This is a genomic window from Vibrio japonicus (assembly GCF_024582835.1).
Classification (GTDB): domain Bacteria; phylum Pseudomonadota; class Gammaproteobacteria; order Enterobacterales; family Vibrionaceae; genus Vibrio; species Vibrio japonicus.
Map to the genome: position 1 here is coordinate 973,663 of NZ_CP102097.1, position 17,981 is coordinate 991,643.

The 17,981-nt window shown below is 46.0% G+C and carries 16 protein-coding genes; 12 read left to right on the plus strand and 4 right to left on the minus strand.

The window, feature by feature from the left end:
• The first annotated feature begins 24 nt into the window (after positions 1–24).
• Positions 25–147 (plus strand): hypothetical protein, encoded by a 123-nt coding sequence (locus NP165_RS17550; protein WP_257085824.1) that lies wholly within the window; start codon positions 25–27, stop codon positions 145–147.
• A gap of 57 nt (positions 148–204) precedes the next feature.
• On the opposite strand, the gene pyrC is transcribed toward NP165_RS17550, so the two are convergent.
• Positions 205–1,233: a dihydroorotase gene (gene pyrC / locus NP165_RS17555; protein WP_257085825.1), complete on the minus strand. Its 1,029-nt coding sequence runs from the start codon at positions 1,231–1,233 to the stop codon at positions 205–207.
• 367 nt (positions 1,234–1,600) lie between these two features.
• Between pyrC and NP165_RS17560 the strand changes: the two genes are divergently transcribed.
• Positions 1,601–3,418 (plus strand): hybrid-cluster NAD(P)-dependent oxidoreductase, encoded by a 1,818-nt coding sequence (locus NP165_RS17560; RefSeq protein ID WP_257085826.1) that lies wholly within the window; start codon positions 1,601–1,603, stop codon positions 3,416–3,418.
• 68 nt (positions 3,419–3,486) lie between these two features.
• On the opposite strand, the gene NP165_RS17565 is transcribed toward NP165_RS17560, so the two are convergent.
• Positions 3,487–4,386: a DMT family transporter gene (locus tag NP165_RS17565; protein ID WP_257085827.1), complete on the minus strand. Its 900-nt coding sequence runs from the start codon at positions 4,384–4,386 to the stop codon at positions 3,487–3,489.
• A 100-nt stretch (positions 4,387–4,486) separates the two neighbouring features.
• On the opposite strand from NP165_RS17565, the gene NP165_RS17570 reads away from it, so the two are divergent.
• Positions 4,487–5,275: an AraC family transcriptional regulator gene (locus NP165_RS17570; RefSeq protein ID WP_257085828.1), complete on the plus strand. Its 789-nt coding sequence runs from the start codon at positions 4,487–4,489 to the stop codon at positions 5,273–5,275.
• Positions 5,276–5,377: 102 nt separating this feature from the next.
• Here the strand turns inward: NP165_RS17570 and NP165_RS17575 are convergent, their stop codons facing one another.
• Both NP165_RS17575 and NP165_RS17580 read right to left on the minus strand, forming a co-directional pair.
• The gene (locus NP165_RS17575; protein ID WP_257085829.1) at positions 5,378–7,099 is read right to left on the minus strand and encodes a cobaltochelatase CobT-related protein; all 1,722 of its coding nucleotides are present in this window, start codon (positions 7,097–7,099) and stop codon (positions 5,378–5,380) included.
• Complete coding sequence (locus NP165_RS17580) at positions 7,092–8,084, minus strand: AAA family ATPase (protein ID WP_257085830.1); 993 nt, start codon at positions 8,082–8,084, stop codon at positions 7,092–7,094. Before NP165_RS17580 ends, NP165_RS17575 begins: the two co-directional genes overlap by 8 nt.
• 268 nt (positions 8,085–8,352) lie before the next feature.
• Here NP165_RS17580 and xsc point away from each other — a divergent pair, with 268 nt between their 5' ends.
• The 9 genes from xsc to NP165_RS17625 all read left to right on the plus strand — a co-directional run bounded on the left by xsc (position 8,353) and on the right by NP165_RS17625 (position 17,937).
• Complete coding sequence (gene xsc, locus NP165_RS17585; RefSeq protein ID WP_257085831.1) at positions 8,353–10,164, plus strand: sulfoacetaldehyde acetyltransferase; 1,812 nt, start codon at positions 8,353–8,355, stop codon at positions 10,162–10,164.
• Positions 10,165–10,229: 65 nt separating this feature from the next.
• On the plus strand, positions 10,230–11,264 hold the full coding sequence (locus tag NP165_RS17590) for a YeiH family protein (protein WP_257085832.1): 1,035 nt from the start codon (positions 10,230–10,232) through the stop codon (positions 11,262–11,264).
• A gap of 240 nt (positions 11,265–11,504) precedes the next feature.
• The gene (locus tag NP165_RS17595; protein ID WP_257085833.1) at positions 11,505–11,693 is read left to right on the plus strand and encodes a hypothetical protein; all 189 of its coding nucleotides are present in this window, start codon (positions 11,505–11,507) and stop codon (positions 11,691–11,693) included.
• A gap of 260 nt (positions 11,694–11,953) precedes the next feature.
• Entirely contained in the window at positions 11,954–12,379 is a 426-nt protein-coding gene (locus NP165_RS17600; protein WP_257085834.1) for a nuclear transport factor 2 family protein, read from the plus strand.
• Positions 12,380–12,428: 49 nt separating this feature from the next.
• Positions 12,429–13,880, plus strand: a complete 1,452-nt coding sequence (locus NP165_RS17605; protein WP_257085835.1) for an NAD(P)/FAD-dependent oxidoreductase — start codon at positions 12,429–12,431, stop codon at positions 13,878–13,880.
• 114 nt (positions 13,881–13,994) lie between these two features.
• Entirely contained in the window at positions 13,995–14,996 is a 1,002-nt protein-coding gene (locus NP165_RS17610; protein WP_257085836.1) for a TRAP transporter substrate-binding protein, read from the plus strand.
• Between the two features lie 122 nt (positions 14,997–15,118).
• The gene (locus NP165_RS17615; RefSeq protein ID WP_257085837.1) at positions 15,119–15,667 is read left to right on the plus strand and encodes a TRAP transporter small permease; all 549 of its coding nucleotides are present in this window, start codon (positions 15,119–15,121) and stop codon (positions 15,665–15,667) included.
• Between the two features lie 15 nt (positions 15,668–15,682).
• Complete coding sequence (locus NP165_RS17620; RefSeq protein ID WP_257085838.1) at positions 15,683–17,023, plus strand: TRAP transporter large permease; 1,341 nt, start codon at positions 15,683–15,685, stop codon at positions 17,021–17,023.
• Positions 17,024–17,034: 11 nt separating this feature from the next.
• The gene (locus NP165_RS17625) at positions 17,035–17,937 is read left to right on the plus strand and encodes a cache domain-containing protein (protein ID WP_257085839.1); all 903 of its coding nucleotides are present in this window, start codon (positions 17,035–17,037) and stop codon (positions 17,935–17,937) included.
• The last annotated feature ends 44 nt before the right edge of the window (positions 17,938–17,981 follow it).

Consider the following 17,981-nt stretch of genomic DNA (forward strand, 5'->3'; position numbering starts at 1 on the left):
ACTCTTCAATTGTTTGGAAGCCCCATGTTCATTGTTTACCGACTACTTAAACTGGCCGCGATTTGTGCGGTTTTCTTCTCTATCTACGACTTGATTGCCTTCGGCGAAATCACTTGGGTATCTCGTTTTCTGAGTGAGTTTAAGTAACAAAAAACCGCCAGCTGGCGGTTTTTTTATTAAAGTGGCAGGTTGTGGTTGTCGAAGTTACTTAACCGTCCAGCCGATGGTTTCACCTGCTCGGATTGGCACAACAATGTCGTCGCCAAATGGCATGCTTTCTGCGACTGGCCATTCTTCTTTTGTCAGAGTGACGGTGTCTGAATTGCGTGGAACGCCGTAGAAGTCTGGGCCATTGTGGCTGGCAAATGCTTCTAAGTTTTCCAGCTTACCTTCCAGTTCGAACACTTCTGCGTACAGCTCCAATGCAGCATGAGCCGTGTACGAACCCGCACAGCCACATGCGGCTTCTTTATTGCCTTTTGCGTGTGGTGCTGAGTCTGTGCCCAAGAAGAACTTTTTGCTTCCGCTTGTTGCTGCTTCAATCAGCGCTTTTTGGTGGGTATTGCGTTTAAGAATCGGCAGGCAGTAGAAGTGTGGCTTGATACCACCAACCAGCATGTGATTGCGGTTGTAAAGCAGGTGGTGCGCAGTAATCGTTGCGGCAACATTGTCACCTGCGTTGCTAACGAACGTCGCGGCATCAGCGGTTGTGATGTGCTCTAAAACAATTTTTAGATTAGGGAAGTCGTTAACGATTGGGGCAAGAACGGTATCAAGGAACTCTTTCTCTCGGTCAAAAATATCGACATCATGAGTGGTAACTTCGCCGTGTACCAACAGTAGCATGTCCACTTCTTGCATCGCTTCTAGCACATGGTAAATGTTTTTCGCTGAAGTCACACCGGAATCGGAGTTTGTGGTTGCGCCCGCTGGATAAAGTTTTGCAGCGACGACTTTGCCCGATGCTTTTGCTTTACGAATTTCATCCGGAGTTGTGTTATCGGTGAGGTAAAGCGCCATAAGCGGCTCAAATTGATCAGAAGGCTTCTGCGCCATAATGCGGTCGCGGTATGCCAGCGCCATTTCTGTTGTGGTTACAGGTGGGATTGTGTTTGGCATGATAAGCGCTCGTCCATTGTAGCGGCTGATGTCACGCACAGTATCCTTTAAAACGTCACCGTCGCGAAGATGAACATGCCAGTCGTCAGGACGTGTAATCGTAAGTGTTGTCATTATTGCTCCCACCATAATGTAAGTTGTCTGATTGGAGCCTAAACAAAGCGATAACTCTAAAAGCAAACGCTTACGCTTAGGCGACAGGATGATAGAGCAAAGCGAGGGGCATTTCACCCCCTTTTTTTGAAACGGGCGTGAGTTATGGTAACCAAACCTTTGCTTATCGCGTTATTTCATCGTCAGCCACAGGTCGCGAATACTGCCGGGAAGTGCAGCAGTGCATTAATGTTTTTCTGTTGTTTTTTAAGGAAATTATCCAAAATAAACAAAGTGTTGCTTTTATGAGGCTTGTAAATAAGGGGCGAAGACAAGGCGAGAGAATTGCGTATAATGTTCACACAATAACGAATACGAAGGATCAGTAATGTCAGTTCCCACTCTTTCTCAAATCAACGTATTTCCAGTCAAGTCTGTTGGGGGTATTGCACTTTCCACCGCATGGGTTGAAAAACAAGGACTTACCTTTGACCGTCGATTTATGTTGGCGTTTTCTGATGGCTCTATGGTCACCGCAAGAAAATACCCACAAATGGTGACAGTGCAATCCAGTTTGACGCCTGATGGTTTGATTTTTAGCGCACAGGGGAAAGCATCGCTACGTATTCGTTACTCCGACTTCAAAATGCAGGAAGCCCCCGCGCAAGTGTGGAATGACTCTTTTACCGCATACACAACAACCGATGACGCAGATGACTGGTTCAGTGACGTGTTAGGCCAAAGGGTCGAGCTTTTATACTGTGGCGAACAGTCGAATCGCGTACGAGAAAAGCTCGGCCACAACGTGAGCTTCGCTGATGGCTATCCGCTGTTGGTGATAAGCGAAGCATCGTTGGAAGAGCTTAACCGACGTAGTCCTGAGCACCACTCAATGGATCAATTCCGAACGAATCTGGTCGTTTCTGGGACGGAACCTTTTGGTGAAGATGGTTGGAAGCGAATTCGAATCGGAGAGGTCGAGTTTGAATCTGTGAAGCCTTGTGAACGATGTGTACTTACCACAGTTGATGTGAAAAAAGGCGAATTTCGTAGCAACAAAGAACCCCTGAATACGCTTTCCCAGTTCCGCGCTAACGATCGGGGAGGAGTGTTTTTTGGTCAGAATCTCGTTGCCAAAAACGAAGGGATGATCCGCGAAGGGGACGAAATTGAAGTTTTAGAGTTTAAAGAGAAAGAGTACTACCCAGACAACTCACCTGAAAAATTCGTAATGACCTGTGTTGAACGTGAAGAAATCGCACGTGATTTTGTCACCTTCTGGCTAGAACCGCAGCATGGTGATACGCCCAATTATCTTCCGGGCCAGCATTTGCCGATTACCGTTGATGTCGGTGGAGAAACGATAGGGCGTCGTTATACTTTATCTTCGAGTCCTTCTCGCCCTGGGCGTTTGGCGATCTCGGTTAAGCGTGTGGATGGCGGTCGAGTGTCTAATTGGTTGGTGGACAACTTAAACGTTGGTACAACGCTGAGCTGCGAACAACCTGATGGCAGCTTTCATCTGGATGAGAATAACGACAAACCACTGCTGCTTCTTTCGGCAGGAAGTGGTGTGACGCCAATGATGTCGATGCTTCGTTACCTGTCTGATCACGAACAAATTCGCGATGTGGTGTTTTATCATCAATGTCGAAGTATTGAAGATATTCCATGTAAGGAAGAGCTGGACGAGTTGAAACGCAAGCATCCGGGGCTGACTGTTTTGATTTCGTTGTCACAAGCGCCTATCGACTGGTTTGGTTTAAAAGGTCGATTGTCATTAGCCCACATCAAGCAGATAAAAGATGCAGAGCAACGCCAAGTGTTTGTATGTGGCCCAGATGGATTCATGCAGAAAGCGAAAAATCTGTTGCTGAAAAAAGGCTTGCCCGAGGCGTGTTATCATCAGGAAGCGTTTGGTGTGGGTGAGATCAGCCAACAACCATTTAAACAAGTGACGATCAGTGTTAACGGCCGCCTATTTAGTGGAGACAATCAAAAAACACTACTTGAGCAAGCAGAAGATGCTGGAGCACCGATCGCAAATAGTTGTAGAGCTGGATTATGTGGCGCTTGTAAGGTGACGGTTGAATCCGGAAAAGTGCACCAGCCGGATGTCCCAGCCTTACAGGATCATGAAATTAGTATGGGTGTGGTATTGGCGTGTTGCTGTGTACCTGAAACGGATATTGAAGTCGTTAGCTAGAACGTATACAGCCCTGATTACTCACAGGGCTGTTTTTACTGTGCTATTGGATACTTGGGTGTTGGAGGTTAAATCTGCTCAAGGCTTTGAGTTGGCGGTAGCGGTTTCTTCGCCCGTTTTACCTGAGATAAAACAACCCCACCAATCACCATGGCTCCGCCAATAAGGTGGAAGTTGTGAATCGTTTCTCCCAACCACAGTGCTGCGAGAGTAATGGTCACGACAGGGATAAGGTTCATAAACATGGCGCTGGAGTCTGCGCCGATCAAGTCAATCGCTTTGACCCACATCCAAGGTGCCGCGACCGATGCCGCAAGGCCTGCATAGGCGATAAGTGGTAAAGACGCCGTTGGCGGAGCCAACTCTTGGCTGGATAGCCACAGTGGAACCAGCATAATCAAAGCCAACACCCCTTGGGTGTAGACTAGAGTCCAGTTGGACAGCGGCATCTTCCAGCGCTTTAGCAATACGCAGTACGCCGCGTAACACAACGAAGTGAGTACCATCAGTCCATCTCCAAGCGCGATACTGCTGTGTAAGAAAAAGGCCACATCACCTTGCCCGAGCATAAACGCCAAACCGGCAAGTGCGATAACACTGCCGACAATACTATTGGCTGATATGGGTTTACCCAAAATCGGTAAACTCATAAATACGCTCATCAGTGGGACAAGCGATGTGATCAACGCCATATTGGATGCGCTGGTGGTCAGCCCTGCGTAGTAACCGAGTGATTGGTTCAGTACCATACCAAGTAATGCCAAAACGCTCAGTTTGAATAGGTGAGGCTTGATCACCTGCCACTGTCTGATCACCGTTGGTAAACAGAAAGGGGTGAGAACCAATACCGCGACCAACCAGCGGTAAAAACTCATCGCGCTGGGCTCAATCGCTTCGGAGGCCATTTTATTGATGATGGTATTGCCACCCCATATACAAACGGTAAGAAAAGGCAGTAAATAGACCATGTGAGCTCCATCGCGATATTAACGGTAGAGAGTAGTGTGACAGGTCGGTATAATTATAAGTATCTCCAAAACGACATTGTAAGCCACAGGAAGACAAAGTTTGAGAAAGTCGGTAAAACACCTCCACCCTTCGTTATCCATCGATAAAGCACCATCGGATGTGTTTATGAATTTCGAAGCGTTTTTGTCCAACACGGAAACCCGTATGCACAGCCACCCTTGGGGGCAGGTGCAGCTGATCAGTGGCGGAATTCTGGAGATGGAAGCGGAAGACACGCGCTTTCTCGCTCCGCCCCATTTAGCGATTTGGGTGCCTGCCGGGATCCGGCATACCAGCTTTAACCGTAAGCCAATCTCATATTGCTCACTCAACATCGCACAAGCGCTGACCAAAAACTTTCCAGAGTGCACGAGCTTAATCAAGGTAACGCCGATTGTGTCTGCGATTATCGACGACTTTCGCCAACGCGGTATCAATGTGGCACAAACGCAGCAAGACAAACGTTTGGTGCAGGTATTGCTCGATCAGCTTGCCACGCGAGACACCCAACATCATTTTTTACCAGCTACGGATAACAAATATTTGGCCAAAATATTGGCAGCGGTGGAAGAGAACCCAATTGATAACACCAGCTTGTCAGAATGGGCCGAGCGAGTGCACACCACTGAACGAACATTGGCGCGCCACTGCCAATCAGAACTGGGGATGAGCTTTACCGAATGGCGACTGAGAGTGAGGTATCTCTATTCGATGGAGTTGCTGCGTGATGGTCGCTCGGTGAAAGAGGTTGCGCTAACCTTAGGCTACAACCAAGCCAGCCCATTTATTTCCATGTTTAAGAAATACTCCGGGCAAACCCCGGAGCAATACAAAAATCAGCTTTTATAGTTGGGCATCTTAGACAGGATAGTTGTCGTTTTGGGCAGATAAGTTGTCACGGTCTACCGTTAGTTTGGTACATCAAAGCTGCTCTACTTCCTCAACATCCCTCTACTTCTTTAACATCCCAAAGAGCCCTCGACACAAACTAAACAAACAGCTTTCCTGTACATCCAAAATAATGTTGTTTCGATAGTAAGGGCTTAGGTCGACGCCCATGCCGACACCGTAGATTTCTATTTTATTCCGCTTTGTTTCGCGCTCTATAACCTGTTTTAAATGATTATCGAGGTAAAATTGGTCGTTGGCCGAGCTCGTGGCGGTGTCCATAGGGCAGCCATCGGAGATGACGATGAGTATCTTTCGCTGCGCGCCTTGTGCAGTTAGACGTTGAGCGGCAAACTGTACGGCTTCTCCGTCAATGCCTTCTTTGAATATGTCGGCTTTTCGTAAGCTGGCGATGCCGAGTCGTGCTCGTCGCCAATGAGTATCGAAGTCTTTGAATACAATATGTCGAAGTTCGTTTAATCGACCAGGGTGTTTTGGCTGTCCTTGTTGTAGCCATTGTCGATAAACTTTCCCGCCGTTCCAATTTCCTGTGGTGAAACCAAGGATTTCAAAAGGGATTTCGGTTAGGCCTATGGATTTAAGCAGGGTGTCCATCAACAAGCTCATTTTATGACTGTGCTTTTGCATGGAGCCAGAGCAGTCCATCAAAAACGTAATGGCGCATTGATGGGATGCACTGAGTTCTGGTTGTGAGAATATGGTGCGTTCAAGCGGAGAAGTGACCAGTTTAGTAATGGTGTTGGCGTTGACGATCCCTTCTTCCAGATGATCTTGGCGTTTGTTTCGCTGCGGGGTTTGGACAATGCTAGACAATATTGCGGCTAAACGACGAGTGTTAACCTGCCTTGCCATCATGTCGTCGGTGAGCTTTTGTCGTAGTTCAAGCAGTAACGCCTGTCTCACCAAGGTTTCAGCGCCAACCTCTCGGTCAAACTCTCGACTAAAAACTTGATAATGAGATCCGGCGAGCTGGAACGCTTTACTGCTACCAGTGATATCCGCATCGTAGTCTTGGTCTTCAATGTCCCCGTCTACAATGAGCGCCAGTTGGGCAAGGATTTTAATGTCTTCTTCAACGGTAGGAGTGGTTTGATTGCTGGATTGTTCTTGCTCTTGAGCGATCAGTTCGCTGGCGAGAGTGACAAGTTGGTTGGCATAAGTGGCGAACAAACGCTGATCTAGTCGATGTCTTTTTAGTTGTACCAGACAAGTGCCTATGATCGGTACAATTCCAGCTCGAGTGGATTCAATCGCGTCGGCGATAGGTTCCGAAACAGGTATCCCGGTTAAACGAGAATGGATGACCTGCATAAGCGTAAAAAGAAGCATACCAAGACGAGATTCAGTGAAACCATTCTGATGATACTGCTCACTCCAATAACAGAAGTTGAATCGAGTACTCGCTTGAACACCTGCTAGGTAATGCGGCACCTGGGACTCGATTCGGATTTGCTCGCAAAAATCAAACAGTAAACGTTCAACTTCGCTGTTGGGGCGTTGCGAGTAATGGAGCTCTGCGTCTGACATCAAAAGGCGCAATGCTGAAGAATCGATCTTACCCTGCATCGACATTTTGCTCTTGGTTAGCTCATGCCGAGAAACAAAAGTAAGGTCATTGGTGTGCGCTGAGAGAAAGTAGCAAGGTTGATCGCCTTTATACAAACGCTCGCCTCTATAGTTAAGTGTGAGATTTCCGCTGATCGCTCTGGCCACGGAGACACTAAGATCGAGGATCTTTTTCTGTTGAGACGACACACTAGCCATGGCTAAGCTGCTCCATACCAGAGCTGACGGATGGATTGGCAATCAAAGCCTCACCAAAACAGCGGAAGTAGTATTCGCTAACAAGCTGTTTTTCTTCTTCTTCACATCGATTTAGAAATGACAGTCTGAACGCGGTTGCGACGTCCTTAAAGATACGAATGTTCTCTGCCCATGTCAGTACCGTTCTGGGTGACATTACAGTAGATAAATCTCCCGCCATAAAACCATTTCTAGTCATTCCGGCAGTGGCGATCATTTGCTCAACGAGCTGCAAACCTTGTTCATTATTGAGTTCAGGATTTTTGGATAGCACGATGTTGGCTTCGTGTTTAGGGTCAAGGTAGTTCAGAGTGGCGATGATATTCCATCTATCCAACTGACTGTGATTGAGCACTTGTGTACCTGAATACAAACCGGAAAAATTGCCAAGACCTAGCGTATTACATGTGGCGAACAATCGAAAGTAAGGGTGCGGGGTAATGACGCGGTTTTGTTCCAATGAGGTGTATTTGCCATCTTGCTCCAGCAATTGTTGAATAACGAACATCACGTCTGGTCGCCCTGCATCGTATTCGTCTAATACCAGTGCGATAGGCCGCTGGATACTTTGTGGAAGGACGCCTTCTTTAAATTCGGTGACTTGCATGCCGTCTTTGATGACGATGCTGTCTTTCCCGATGAAATCGAGTCTGCTCAAATGGCCATCAAGGTTTATTCTCAAGCAGGGCCAATTCAGTCGAGCTGCCACTTGTTCAATATGAGAAGACTTACCGGTGCCGTGCGTGCCTTGAATGAGAGTGCGACGATTGGATGAGAAGCCCGCTAGGATGGCCAAGGTCACCTCAGGGTCAAAACAGTAATTTGGATCGATCTGCGGAACATACTCTCCGGCGTGCTCAAATGCCCATACCGTTAAGTCACTGTCTATACCAAAACACTCTCTCACACTGACTTGCCTTGTAGGTACCAATTCCGTTTCTTTCATCACTCATTCCTTCTATATACCTGGCAAATTACCAGCAACTGTTGTTGATGTTCAGAGATTATGAATATCTCAATCCAAGTTAACGACACTTTCTGTACAAAAAAATGTTAACAATGTGATCTAGTTTTGTTAATTGGAATAATTCATTCCAATTAAAGATAAATCGTTGACGGGGAAAAATTCTCCTACTAAGGTGAATGTGACTGCAAAAAAGAGACAATTTATTCCGAAAAATGAAATTCAAGTTCAACTCAAGGAGAAGGGAAGAATGAGCGAGCAAGAAAAACGCACGGTTGTATCCGGCACTACAACGATGACACCATCAGAAGCATTTGTTGAAACTATGGTTGCTAATGATGTTACTGATATGTTCGGCATCATGGGCTCAGCATTTATGGATGCAATGGATATCTTTGCTCCTGCTGGCATTCGATTAATTCCAGTGGTACATGAGCAGGGTGCTGCTCACATGGCAGATGGTTACTCACGTGTATCAGGTCGTCACGGTGTGGTTATCGGTCAAAATGGCCCTGGTATCAGTAACTGTGTTACAGCGATTGCGGCTGCTTATTGGGCACACAGCCCAGTGGTTATTGTCACGCCAGAAACAGGCACAAAAACAATGGGATTGGGTGGTTTCCAAGAGTGTAACCAACTTCCTATGTTCCAAGAGTTTACTAAATATCAAGGTCACGTAACGCACCCAGAGCGTATGGCGGAATACACAGGTCGCTGTTTTGATCGCGCTATGAGTGAAATGGGTCCGACTCAATTGAATATTCCACGTGACTATTTCTACGGCGAAATCAAAACAGAGATTCCACAACCAGCTCGACTAGATAGAGGTCCAGGTGGCGAAAAGTCACTCAATGAAGCAGCGGATCTGATTGCCGAAGCGAAATTCCCAGTCATCATTTCTGGTGGCGGTGTGGTCATGGCCGATGCTGTTGAAGAATGTGCGGCACTGGCAGAAAGACTGGGCGCACCAGTAGTGAATAGCTATCTGCACAACGATTCATTCCCAGCAAGCCACCCATTGTGGTGTGGTCCACTTGGCTACCAAGGCTCTAAAGCAGCGATGAAGCTGATGGCTCAAGCGGATGTGGTTATTGCATTGGGTACGCGTCTTGGTCCATTTGGTACGTTACCTCAACATGGTATGGACTACTGGCCGAAGAACGCGAAAATCATCCAAATTGATGCCGACAATAAGATGCTTGGCCTGGTTAAGAAAATCTCTGTGGGTATTTGTGGTGATGCTAAAGCTGCCGCGGTTGCACTAACAGAACGTCTAGAAGGTCGTAAACTACTTTGTGATGAGAACAAAGCGTCTCGCCAAGACACAGTCGCAACGGAAAAAGCACTGTGGGAGAAAGAGCTGGATGAGTGGACACACGAACGTGACCCATTCAGTTTGGATATGATCGAAGAAAACGCGCAAGAAACGCCGTTCTCTGGTGGTGAATATCTGCACCCACGTCAAGTGCTTCGCGAGCTTGAAAAAGCCATGCCGGAAGATGTAATGGTATCTACCGATATCGGTAACATTAACTCTGTTGCTAACAGCTACCTACGTTTCGAAAAACCACGCAGCTTCTTTGCCGCAATGAGTTTTGGTAACTGTGGTTATGCCTTCCCAACCATCATTGGTGCGAAAGCTGCGGCACCACATCGTCCTGCTGTTTCTTATGCTGGTGACGGTGCTTGGGGTATGAGTCTAATGGAAACTATGACGTGTGTTCGTCATAACATTCCTGTGACTGCTGTGGTATTCCACAACCGTCAATGGGGTGCTGAGAAGAAAAACCAAGTGGACTTCTACAACCGTCGCTTCGTAGCCGGTGAGCTAGACAACCAAAGCTTCGCTGAAATTGCGAGAGCAATGGGTGCTGAAGGTATCACGGTTGATAAGCTGGAAGATGTAGGTCCAACACTTCAAAAAGCCATCGACATGCAGATGAACGAAGGCAAAACAACGATTATCGAAATCATGTGTACACAGGAATTGGGCGACCCGTTCCGTCGTGACGCACTATCGAAACCTGTTCGCTTCCTAGATAAATACAAAGACTACGTATAGGTCACAGGGAGTATGTCCGGCCATTTTCTGGCCGGGCATTTTGAACACACGGAGAGGTGGAAGCGATGATTTCGAAAACCATAAAAATGCCTAGAACACTGTATGGAGACGCGACGGGCATCGCACCGGGTTTATTACTCAGTATTGTAATAGCCGCAGCGGCAACGTTTGTTTCTGATCACTACGGCGGTCCTAAGTTTCTTTATGCACTATTACTGGGTATTTCTCTGCATTTTCTCTCTGACCATGAAAAATGTGGCGCTGGCATTGAGTTTGCGGCTAAGAAATTGGTTCGAATTGGTGTTGCCTTATTAGGTGTACGCATTGCCTATAGCGATGTCAGCACTATAGGACTTGATGGCGTAGGTATTCTAGCAGGTGCTGTAGTACTGACGATCTTGTTCAGCCTATTGTTCGCAAAGTTACTTAATGTTTCTGGCACATTTGGGTTACTTGCAGGTGGCGCAACGGGGATCTGCGGTATTTCAGCAGCGATGGCGATTTCATCTACGATTCCACAGAGCAAAGAGAACGAGCAATATACATTAATGACGGCTATTGGTGTCGCTGCGTTTTCAACGATTGCCATGATTCTTTATCCATTTGTAGTCACTTCACTACAGTTATCACCGAGTGAAGCGGGCATGTTTTTGGGTGGATCCATTCATGATGTCGCTCAGGTAGTCGGCGCGGGCTTTATGCTATCAACCGAGATCGGGGATGCGTCAACATTAGCGAAAATGTTCCGAGTCGCGATGTTAATGCCAGTGATATTGTTAATTGCATTGTCGTTCCGTGCTCAGAGACAAAGTGATGGCCAAGAATCGCGTATTAACGCACCAATAATACCGTTCTTCCTGATGGTGTTTATTGCACTGATTGTCATCAATAGCTTTAACCTAGTACCTCCTTCAGTGTCAGAAGGTATGTCTGAGATTTCTAAGTGGTGTCTCGTTATTTCTATTGCCGCTCTAGGCGTAAAAACATCATTTGAGAAGCTTTTCTCTCTAGGATGGAAACCAATTATATTGCTTTTATTTAATGCAATGTTTATCGCTGGATATATGTTGACGGTTATTTATATTCAGAGAATGGTTTAATTATTATTTAATGAATTTAATAGTAATGACACATTAATATATCGATCGGAAGAATATAAATCCGGTGTGATAATCCCAAGTTTAGGCAAGGTGAATAGCAACAACCTTAGACGAGTATAATAAAAACTCCTTTCAACAATGGAAGTTTACGGAATGCCGATATTGGGTTTTCGTGAAGTCAATGAATAGCTATTAATGTTTACCCTCGGCAAATATAAATTACTAAAGGAGTGAAAATCCATGAGTGCATTAAATAAAACGACAATGACTGTTGAGGAAAAAATGACGAATATAGATTCTGAATCTAGTTCGGAAAATAACTCAGAACGTCAAAATAGTGAAATTAGAAATGGTCTTAAAGTCAATGTTTTTGATAGAAAACTAGAACAATATGGGCGTACGTATAATCAAGATTTTGACTTTGATTAAAAAATGAGCTGTGAAAAATAAACAAGCGTTTGAATTATCAGTTGATGGTCAACGCCTTTAAAAATAACTAGGTCAATAATTAAATTATAAAATGCTCAATATGTGAGCTTGGAGTTTGTACATACCATAACTGAAAGTTAGAGTAGGGGGTTGTTATAAAAAAGTTAACCTCCTGTAGTAGTGTAAATATTCTAATAAGACGGCAGCATAGTACTGCCCTGTATTAAACCAATAACGAAAACAGAAAAGGATTCTGAAACATGAACATGCAAACCAATACCGCAACATTATTGCAGGAAAACCAAGTCGACACGGCATTTTTGCAGTCTTTTAGTGATGCTTGGAATAACCACGACATTGACGCCTTAATGTCATTTATGACTGACGATTGTGTCTTTCACACAGTCGCAGGAGATGGCTTGCTTGGAAACACTATCGAAGGATACGAAGCGGTTCGCAATAGCTTCGAATCGGTTTGGCAGAATTTCCCAGATGCAGCTTGGAGCGATCCAGTGCACTTTGTTTGCGGAGATCGTGCAGTATCAGAATCAACTTTCTCAGCTACCAATCCAGACGGTACGGTAATTGAAGCACGTATGGTGGACGTATTTACTCTGCGTGATGGAAAAATCAGTGTAAAAAATGCCTTTAGAAAAGCTCGACCAGTAATCACACCCAACAAGTAAACGCGGTAACCACTATCCGTTCAGGTGTTATGACAAGGAGAGTCGAATTATGAGTTTAGTAATGGAACAACCAGCAGTCGATGCTGTAGAAACTAAGGCGAAAAGCACCCAAGCGAAAGATACATACGATCCTAAATATGATCCACTAAAGGACAAAACGCCGGGTCATGGTAAAGAGTACGCCCCAACTTACTGGGTGGATACGGCGGGAGCTCCTCCGGAAGACGATGGTCCAATCACATCAGATATGGATGTTGATGTTGCCATTATTGGATCTGGGTTTACAGGTTTAAGCGCTGCAATTCACCTTGCTGAAATGTATGGGATTAAAGCAACGGTTATCGAGGCAAATCGCTTGAGTTGGGGGTGTAGCACCCGTAATGGCGGTCAGGCTCAATGTGCGTCAGGACGACTAAAGCGCTCTCAGTGGATTGAACGTTGGGGCCTTGAAACGGCTTTGAAAATGCACCGCGAGTGTGTGGATGGCATGAACACATTCAAAGAGCTTATCAAGGATATCGACTGCGACCCGCAACCTGGTGGCCACCTATATGTAGCCCATCGTCCAAAGATGATGCCGGGATTAGAGAAAGAAGCAAAATTGCTTCGCGAAACGTTCAACTACGATGCGCAAATTCTAGATGCTGAGACGGTAAAACGTGACTACGTCGGTGATCAAGAAGCGGCAGGTGCAATGCACGAGCCAGAAGGTATTGGTATTCATGCGGGTAAGTTGGCCTTTGGTTACTTGAGAAAAGCGCGAGCGCTGGGTGTGAAGGTCCATCCTGCGAGCCCTGTGATGGGGTGGGAAACTCGCGGTGGCGTGCACTACCTCAAAACACCAGGTGGTGTGGTGAAGGCTCGCTCGGTGGGGGTTTGTACTGGCGGTTATACCAGTCAAGGTCTGCACTCGGAGTTAAAAAACCGTTTGCTTCCAGTCTTATCTAACTCAATGGTCACGCGTCCTTTAACGCAAGATGAAATTGCCGCGTGTAACTTCAAAACCAATCAGGTGATTACGGATACTCGCGTACTTCGTCATTACTATCGTTTACTTCCAGACAATCGAGTTCAGATTGGAACTCGTAGCGCTATTACTGGCAAGAAGGCGCCAGAGAAGAAATATGAAGACATGTTACGTGCAGACCTTACTCGAAAATTCCCAGCATTGGACCAGATCAACATTGATTACTCATGGTGGGGATGGGTGGACGTAAGCCACGACATGATGCCAAGAATCTATCAACCTAATCCATCACAATCCATATTCTACGCCTTAGGTTATGGCGGCAATGGCGTGATGTATTCAGCACAAGCCGGTAAACGTCTGGCTCAGTGGATTGGAGGAGAGGGACACAAACTCGACTTACCAATATTCGAATCAAAACTTCCGTTTCCAAACGTGAGGGAAGTGGTGGAATCGGAGATGTTTGCACCATTTCGACGAGTAGGACAGCGATTCCTTTACCAGTGGTATTCGCTAAAGGATGAAGTGCTGTAACACTCAAAGCATGTCTCCAAAATAGGGAAATGATGACGACCAGGAAAGTTGTACCAGGTCACCTTGTAAGCAAAGTACAGACTGGATGTCTGTACGAAATTAAAGGTTAAGACTATGAAACTTATTAAAAACAAAATCATTGCGGGCGTGACAATTGCAGCGACAGCAGCGTTTTCATACACAGCTTCGGCAGCAAACTTCAAAATGGCTATCGGCGATGCTGCTGGCGGAACGCAATGGGAATTAGCCAAGACTTTTTCTGAGTTAATGGAGAAAAAGACAGATGGCAAAGTGAAAATTGACCTATTCCCAAATGGACAATTGGGTAATGAACAAGACACCGTTAATGATGCAGCTATCGGTCTATTAGATTTTTCAGTGTTAGCAATTAACAACGTGACTCCGTTTTCACCAACGGTTGGCTTATTAACGATGCCGTATGTGATTCAAAGCCCAGAAGACGCTGTGCTTTTGACACAAGGTCAGGTTGGTCAGGAATTGGTAGACAACACCATTCGTGATGCGGGTGTTCGAATTGTTGGTTGGGCGTATTCAGGCTTTAGAGTATTGACCAACTCGAAGAAGCCAATCGCATCGCCAGAAGATCTAAAAGGGCTGGTGATTCGTGTTCCTCGTAACGAAATCATGATTGCTTCTTACCAAGCATGGGGTGTAAACCCAACACCAATGGCTTGGTCTGAAACCTTTACTGGCCTGCAACAAGGCGTAGTAGATGGTCAAGATAACCCATACATCACTGTGTACGCGATGAAGTTTAACGAGGTACAAAAGTACGTTACCAACATCCGCTACATCTTTTCGCTTGAGCCGCTCATCATCAGTGAGTCTGTGTTCCAGCAACAAAGTCCTGAGATGCAAAAGACCATTCTTGAAGCGGGCAAAGAGGCAACAGATCACAGCTTTGCTTACTTAGAAGAAACGGAAAGCAAGATCCGCAAAGATCTCCAAGCTAAAGGTATGGTAATCACCGAGCCTGCGAACGGAGAAAAAGAATGGATCGAGAACGTCACCACTGCAGTATGGCCAAAATTTTACTCAAGTATTGGGGGTAAAGAGAAGCTAGATAACGTTCTTGAGCTACTGGGTAGACAATAACGATTAGTTACACCCTATCTATCGGAGAACCGGTGGATAGGGTTTTTGCATGACTTACTCGTTTATCTGTTCATACACATTGAGCGACTGGTTGTCATGTAAAAATCAACATTGGAGGTTCTATGTCAGTCGCTAAAACAATTAGAAAACACTTAAACAACATTGAGGAGTACACGTGTTGTTTATTCCTAGCGAGCTTTGTCTTACTGCTGTTCACACAAATTTTATCTCGTCAGTTGTTTGACTATTCCATTCCGTGGGGCGATGAAGTCGCTACTTACATGTTTGTCTGGTTTGCTTATTTAGGTGCGGTGGTTGCCGCGAAAATGTCAGCTCATAACCGAGTAAGTTTCCACTTCAAGTTCTTTCCCCCGATCGTACAGACCATCAGCGAAACCATAGCCGATTTATTATGGCTGCTGTTCAACGGTTACTTTGTTTACCTCTGCTACGACTTTGTATTTAACAAAATGAATCTATTCTGGAAATCGCAGACGACCGGTATCCCAATGAAGTACTTCTACATGATTTTACCGATCGCATTTTCTCTGATGATGGTTCGGATCGTTTGGAACAACTATGAGCGTTTATGCAAAGGTGCCAAGAATGAAGATCCAGAAGTAAAAGAACTTCGCAAAATGACCGCTCAAAAGTCACTGCAAGAGTCGTAACAGAGAGATGTAATTATGGAATCCTATTTAACTCTAATCCTATTTGGTGGCTTTTTAACGCTATTAATTCTAGGCGCACCAATTACCGTATCACTCGCAGGCGCATCCATGGCTGCCTATTTGATATTGGATAAAAACCCCATAGCACTCGTGCAAATTGCCTTTACTTCAGTGGGTAACTTCCCGTTAATGGCACTGCCATCCTTTGTATTGGCTGGCGCACTAATGGAAGCCGCTGGCATTTCCAAACGTTTGGTGGATATTGCTGAAAGTCTGGCTGGACCAGTGACAGGTGGCCTTGGGGCAGCAACGGTTGTGGCGTGTCTATTCTTCGGAGCAATTTCAGGCTCTGGCCCAGCAACCACAGCGGCGGTTGGTATGTTAATGGTACCAGCAATGGTTAAGCGTGATTACGAAAAAAGCTATGCTTCAGCAGTAACCGCTGCGTCAGGGGGACTTGGTATTATTATCCCACCGTCGATTCCGCTGGTTATCTTCGGTATCTCTGCCATGGGCTTGATGGCACCGCCAGAGGCCATTGCTCAACATGGTCAGTTTGCGTCACTATCGATTCCTAAGCTGTTTGTCGCGGGCGTGATCCCGGGAATGATCATGGCATCAGCCTTGGTGATTACCAACTACATGATTGCTAAAAAGCAAGGCTATCAAGGTCTGACCGAGAACTGGTCATTTGGAGAAATCAGGCAATCACTACGCCGCGGGCTTTGGTCCATTCTGGCGCCGTTTTTGATCCTTGGCGGTATCTATAGCGGTATGTTTACCCCAACAGAATCGGCTGTGGTGGCTATTTTCTATTCGCTGTTTGTTGGCTTGTTTATTCACCGCGAACTTTCGTTTAAGAACATTCTTAAATCGCTGTCGACCACGACTTGGATCACTGGGCGCGTACTATTGATCTTATTTGCGGCAACCGTGTTCGGTCGCTTACTGATTGAACAGAAAATTCCAGTGGTGGTCGCTGAGTCTCTACTGAGCTTTACAGATAATATGTATCTTGTGTGGGCATTAACCATCACATTGCTGCTGTTTGTTGGCATGTTCATGGAAACGTTAGCGGCGATTATGATCATTGTGCCTGTCTTGCTTCCTATCATGTACATGTTGGGTGCTGACCCAACCCATGTAGGTATTGTCGTGGTGTGTACGTTATCGATAGGGTTTGCCACGCCGCCCCTCGGGGAAAACATCTTTGTCGCCTCGGGTATCGGAGGAGCCACGGTGGAACAGATTACCGCTAAGATTCACCCATTTGTTCTTGCGTCGGTATTTGGTGTGTTTGTTATTGCCTTCTTCCCACAAATCACGCTTTGGCTACCGTCATTAGTCGGCTACTAGGAGAGATAACCGTGAATATATTGAAACTGATTGTTATAGGTTGTGTGTTGTCTTCTGTGTTCAGTAGTGTGGCTTTGCGTGCGGAAGACAGCTCCGCCGTGAATGTACTGGATATCACTGAGCCTCACGTAGCTAGCGATGCGGAAAAGCGCGCGAAAACCCTATTGGCTAAGGCGGTTATACATGTGCAAACTGAGGGGGAGGAGAGCGTAAAAGATTTCATGAGCGCCCCTGAATACGTAGACGAGGAACTGTACGTCTTTGCCTTGGGTATCGACGGTGTATTCTTAGCAAGTGGTGGCTCGTCGATGGTGTTGGTTGGCGATAGCGTTCTTGGTACCCAAGACGTTTACGGCAAACCGTTTTTTCGGGAAATGATCACCAAGGCCGTACGCGATGGTTATGGGGAAGTGAAATACAATTGGACTAACCCGACCGACCGAATGGGAGAGCCTAAAACCACTTTCTTTGAGCGCGTTGGGGCAGTGATTGTGGCTGTCGGTTACCACCCAGAGCGTTCTGGTGCCGCCGAGGCGAAGCGGTTACTCGCTAAGGCGATGAAAGCCATGGTGGAATCTGAGCAGGAAAGTATCGATGAGTTTAACGATCCTGAAGGAAACTTTATTGAGGGCGATTTATACGTATTCGTGATGGACATGAATTCGGGTAAATTTCTTGCACATGGTGCGTCTCCGGAGTTGGTGGGACGCTCGCATGATGAGATTTTAAGCCCTGATAATAAGCCTATTCTTACCGAATTACTGACGTTAGCTAAGGAAAACGGCCGAGGCGTTCATACCTATCAGTGGCTAAACCCTCAATCGAATAAAGTTGAAACCAAGCACACTTTTTACCGAGTGCTAGACAATAAGCTCGTCGCTGTTGGTTACTACGTTAAATCAAACCTATCCTAATCCAACTCGCCATTCTTAATCGCTATCAACCATTGATTTGGCTG